The organism is Cupriavidus sp. WS (assembly GCF_000395345.1).
GTDB lineage: Bacteria > Pseudomonadota > Gammaproteobacteria > Burkholderiales > Burkholderiaceae > Cupriavidus > Cupriavidus basilensis_B.
On the sequence record NZ_AQPL01000570.1, the window covers coordinates 1 to 5,107 of the forward strand.

A 5,107-nucleotide genomic window follows, 5' to 3' on the forward strand; every position below is an offset into this window, starting at 1 on the left:
TCCTACGCGCCGAGTTCCCTAGCACTGAATGGAGTCGAGCAGCGGATTCGCCCAGGGGTTGCAGGAGCCATGGACAAGCGATGACACGCAGGCACCTTACACTAGACGAAATGGAGGCCGAGATAGGAGGCTATCTGAGGACCTACCGCATCCATCGCAACATCGACCAGGCTACCCTCTCAAAGCGCGCTGGAATCAGCGTGCGGGCTCTGCGGAATCTCGAGGCAGGCAACGGTTCGTCATTGCGCACCCTCTGCACGGTGCTTAGAGCCCTGGGCCGCGAAGGATGGCTCGACATGATTGCGCCTGCTCCTACCATCAACCCGTTGATGCTTACAAGGCAGGCAAAGCCACGACAGCGGGCAAGCAAGCCCAGGAAGAAGAAGCCGACATTCAAGGAAGCGTCGGCAGCGATTCCGGACGTGGGTGAGAACGATTGACTTCCATCGCAATGGATAGCAGCGAGCAGACCTCGTGCCATGGCCGCTTGTGAGATAGACGCCTGTGGCCCGGATACCACAGCAACTCGAATCTTCCGTCACTACTGTTCGGTGTAGCTAATCATGCTGAAAGTCACTGTTGAAGTTGTCGGCCAGAGCGGCTCGGCCAGGGAGATAGCAACCGCTTACATAGGCAGGCTCGAGCGCAGTGCCACTCCCGACTACGTGGTGCAGTTGCACGAAGACCAGCGCCAGCACGGCGAGAAACGAACTCTGCATGCCTACCCGCGCCACGCATCATCCATCTTTGACCTAGTCGCGCGCGCTCTCGCAGTGGGGTTGACGGGGACCGAGGAGCTCCCTCCTCGCCCGAAGCCCCTCAGTGTTCCTATCCACCGTTCAGGTAACACCGACTACGTTCGGCTTGGCGAAATACCTGAGCCCGCAGCGACTCTCTTCCGCAAACGCATTGAGTATTCAGGGTGCCCCGTCATTGAAGAAGACCCTACGCCGATGGACTGCGCATACGCGTCCGACTGGCAGGACTTTTTGACCGGCCGGAGATAGCGCAAGAAAGCGCTCTCTGAGGTTCCGACGGACTACGGAGTTGGGCGAGAAGTGCGGCATCCGCTATGTCGCTGACTCTTCCAGCCCGCCTCCGGTTCGCTACCAATGAGCAGAGCAATGAGCGTGCGAGGGCGGCAATCCCGCGCCGTTGTGTCTCCACAACAATTGGCGTGCCGCAAAATTCCCCCATCGGGTATTTTCGAGCGGCTTACCCGGGCTGCGCCGCTCGCCGCATGCAGAGGAAGTCCACACCCAAGCCCGACTTGAATATCTGAGAGCTGAGCCGGCTGCCCCTTGCGGAGGGGGGCGCTAGCCTTCTCGGGGCAGCTCTCTGTAGATATGATTGTGCTGGTCATATTTTTTGGAGTGGGCTATGCCGGATAACGAATTTGCGGTTCAGGTGCCGTTTGGTACAGATAGCTTTGCGGACAATCCTGAGCCGCGCTGTCCTTGTCTTCTCCTCCTCGACACATCCGCATCCATGGCGGGCGCGGCCATCCGAGAGCTGAACAACGGTGTTATCGCGTTCAAGGATGAACTTGCGGCAGACACCCTGGCCATGAAGCGCGTTGAAGTTGCAGTGGTTACCTTTGGACCAGCCCAGGTAAGGAACACTTTTCAGACGGCGCCCAATTTCATTCCTCCCCATCTGGAGGCCACGGGGGACACGCCAATGGGAACGGCAATCAAGCAAGGCCTGGAGCTGTTGCGCCAGCGCAAAGAAGAATATCGGTCCAACGGCATTTCCTTCTATCGCCCATGGGTGTTCCTCATCACTGACGGCGCTCCTACCGATGAATGGCAATCCGCCGCTGCGCTCGTCAGGGAAGGCGAAAACTCGAAGTCGTTCGCATTCTTCGCAGTGGCCATCGACGGCGCAAACATGGAGGTATTGCGGCAGCTTAGCGTTCGGGACCCTGTAAAGCTGAGTGGCCTCAAGTTCCGCGAGTTGTTCCAATGGCTGTCTAACTCGATGAAGTCAGTCTCGCAGTCCACACCTGGCACTGCGGTCGCTCTTCCCGCTCCCTCGGGATGGGCAGTGGTGTGACGTGGAACGTCATTAGCGCTAGTACCATCGGTACCGCGCACGTAGCTAACGGCGGACACTGCCAAGATACCTGCTTCGCTGACGTGGTAACCGGCGCAGATGGCGCCCCACATCTTGTGTGCTTGGTCTCGGACGGCGCCGGCAGTGCACAGTTCGCTGCTCAAGGTGCCGAGCTGGCATGCTCCACTGCAATTGCCGGCATCGAGACCACGCTAAGTCGCGGAGGCAATATAGCTAGAGCCGACATCGCAGAATGGGTCGTTGCCATCCAGGAAGCCATTCGAAATGCCGCCAGCTCTCAGGGACATACATCCCGGGACTACGCTTGCACCCTCGTTGGTGCCGTCGTGGGGACCCAAAGCGCTGCATTCTTCCAAATCGGCGACGGGGCAATTGTGGTCTCAAATCCGTCCGTCCAAGGAGTCGTATTCTGGCCCGAGCCTGGCGCCTATGCCAACATGACTCACTTCGTAACAGACGATGATGCCTTGGGTCACCTTTGCATGGCGATAGTACCTGTCAACGTCGAAGAGATTGGAGTCTTCAGCGACGGATTACAGCGGCTAGCCCTGGCATTTGACGCCAAGCTTCCGCACCATCCGTTTTTCGACCCAATGTTCAATGTCCTTAGGAGCAAGAAGCAGGATGAATGTGAGGCGCTGAGCGTCCAACTCTCTCAGTTCCTCGACAGCAAACAGGTAAACGAACGGACTGACGACGATAAGTCTCTCATTCTCGCAACTCGTAGGACCGCATGAATGGAGCTCTATGACGGTCAGGGTCGCCGAATTTCTCTCGGAAGGGTACTTGGTCGCGGCGGCGAAGGCTCCGTCCACGAGGTTCCGTCAATCAGTCCTCATTTGGTAGCGAAGGTCTACCACGAGGCCATCTCGCCCGAAAAGCAGGCGAAGTTACGTGCCATGGTCAGCCGCGCGGATGAGCGGCTGAGGGACATTGCGGCATGGCCCACGCAGACCCTCCACCCCGCGGTCAACGGGCCGGTGCGAGGGTTCTTGATGCCCAAGGCAGCGCAGGCTGAACCCCTTCATCACCTGTATGGTCCAGGTCAACGAAAGCAACAGTTTCCCAGTGCCGACTGGGCGTTTCTCGTGAACACGGCTCGCAACGTGGCTTCAGCTTTTGCTACGGTGCACGGTGCAGGTTGCGTCATTGGTGACGTCAACCCCAACTCAGTATTTGTTTCCCGGAATACTCTGACACGCCTCATTGACTGCGATTCATTCCAGATTCCAAACGGGAGGTCGCCGTTCCTGTGTGAAGTTGGCGTTCCGAATTTCACACCGCCAGAGCTTCAAGGGCTACCCTCCTTCAAGAACGTACAGCGAACGCCGAATCACGACAACTTCGGATTGGCTCTGCTTGTCTTCCACCTTCTGATGATGGGCCGACATCCGTTCTCCGGTCGCTATTCCGGAAGCGGTGACATGCCCCAAGAAAAGGCCATCAAGGAGTTCCGATACGCTTTTTCCGCGCCGGCTGGCAGGAGGGGGATGTTACCTCCCCCGAACACGGTCGGACCGGAGATTCTGCCGCCAACAGTAGCAGCAATGTTCGAACAGGCCTTCACAGAAGGCGGTGCCCATGCATCGGGACGACCTACCGCTCAGAACTGGATTGCAGCACTAGACGGTCTAAAACATCAGCTCCGTACCTGTGGGAACGAAGCCGTTCACAAATTCCATGGCGGACTCAGCGGCTGCCCATGGTGCGAGCTGGAGCAACGCGCAGGGATTGTATTCTTTATAGGTTTCATCACCGGCACTTCGAGTTCGGCAGCAAGCACGCCCAGTTTCGACATACACCGAGTGTGGGCCGCAATATTGGCCGTTCCTACACCAGGAACGGCAGCGGCGCCGGTGTTTGCCAGTCCTGGCAATCTAACTCCAAAGCCTTTGCCGGCTGACCAACGACGCACCAAATCGTGGCGCAAGATTCGTCGTTGGTCGGCAGTGCCCGTATTCGTTGCGTGCGTTGCGATTTACCCACACCTCTGGTTCTTTGCAGTAATTCTCGCCGGCTTCCTCTTCTTCAGTGGCACCTCGCATTTACGCGAACGAGAGCTGCGCAAATCCGCATTAGACGATGCAAAGAGAGTAGCCTCCGCTGCATGGTCTCAGTGGACAAACATAGCCACAGACAAGGCGTTCCAGGACGAGCTCGCTGAGCTGAAACAGACCCGTACTGAGTTCGAGGAGTTGGCGAACAGGTTCGCAAACGATAAGCAAAGGCTGCATGCCAATGCCCGCGAACTGCAGCTGCGCAAACACCTCGAACGATACTTCATCTCAAACTTTGACATCCCCGGCATTGGGCCAACGCGCAAATCTACCCTCGCCTCCTTCGGAATTGAGTCGGCTGCGGATGTCTCGTGGAACCGAATTCGGGCCATCAAGGGATTCGGAGAGAGGCTGACGCGTGAGCTAGTGGACTGGCGCAAAAAGATGGAATCGCGCTTTGTTTTTGATGCTAGCAAAGGCATCGACCCTGCCGATGTGGCTGCGTTGCAGCAGCGTTACGCACAGCATAAGCGCCAGCTAGAGGCTCAGCTTTCTTCAGGACCTGAACGGCTCAAGAAGGCACGACAAAAGATTGAGCAACAGCGAAGCGTCATTCGGGAAATGGTACTCAACGCAAGCTTGCGGGTCGCTCAGGCTGAGATAGATTTCAAAGCTGCCGAATAGGCGCCCCTCCGTTCGAGCTACTCGGACACTGTAATGTACTGCCCTTTATCCTTGTTGGTAATCCGTCGTCCGCAACGTTCGAGCCGCTGACCGCGCTCCCATTGTGCCAGCGTAGCTTTGTCGGCGGCATTGACTGGTGTGAGTTTGGTGTAATCGGACAGATATAGATAGCTGCCATCAACCCCAGCTGTGCCGAGCCAGAATCCATCGCACCGAACGACTGTAGGGGATGCCATGCTGACTGAAGGTACGGATGGCTTGGACACCAGCTTTCTGCTCGAATCAACAACTGGCGGGCTGGCTTCTGTCACTGCTGGTGTTTCGCTTGCTGAACCTGTCAGATTTTTTGT

5 protein-coding genes are annotated in these 5,107 nt (G+C 57.3%); 4 read left to right on the plus strand and 1 reads right to left on the minus strand.

The window, feature by feature from the left end; all coding sequences use genetic code 11:
- Positions 1-80 precede the first annotated feature (80 nt).
- From K206_RS42235 to K206_RS43410, 4 genes are all read left to right on the plus strand, one after another.
- Positions 81-440 (plus strand): helix-turn-helix domain-containing protein, encoded by a 360-nt coding sequence (locus K206_RS42235; RefSeq protein ID WP_196812967.1) that lies wholly within the window; start codon positions 81-83, stop codon positions 438-440.
- A gap of 940 nt (positions 441-1,380) precedes the next feature.
- Positions 1,381-2,055, plus strand: a complete 675-nt coding sequence (locus K206_RS0134705; RefSeq protein WP_029044423.1) for a VWA domain-containing protein — start codon at positions 1,381-1,383, stop codon at positions 2,053-2,055.
- On the plus strand, positions 2,040-2,813 hold the full coding sequence (locus K206_RS44795) for a PP2C family serine/threonine-protein phosphatase (protein ID WP_081651615.1): 774 nt from the start codon (positions 2,040-2,042) through the stop codon (positions 2,811-2,813). The genes K206_RS0134705 and K206_RS44795 overlap by 16 nt, the downstream gene beginning before the upstream one ends.
- Positions 2,814-4,757 (plus strand): helix-hairpin-helix domain-containing protein, encoded by a 1,944-nt coding sequence (locus K206_RS43410; RefSeq protein WP_155888400.1) that lies wholly within the window; start codon positions 2,814-2,816, stop codon positions 4,755-4,757.
- A gap of 17 nt (positions 4,758-4,774) precedes the next feature.
- Here K206_RS43410 and K206_RS44055 read toward each other — a convergent pair.
- Positions 4,775-5,107: hypothetical protein (locus K206_RS44055; RefSeq protein ID WP_196812969.1), on the minus strand; the 333-nt coding region annotated here is incomplete at its 5' end.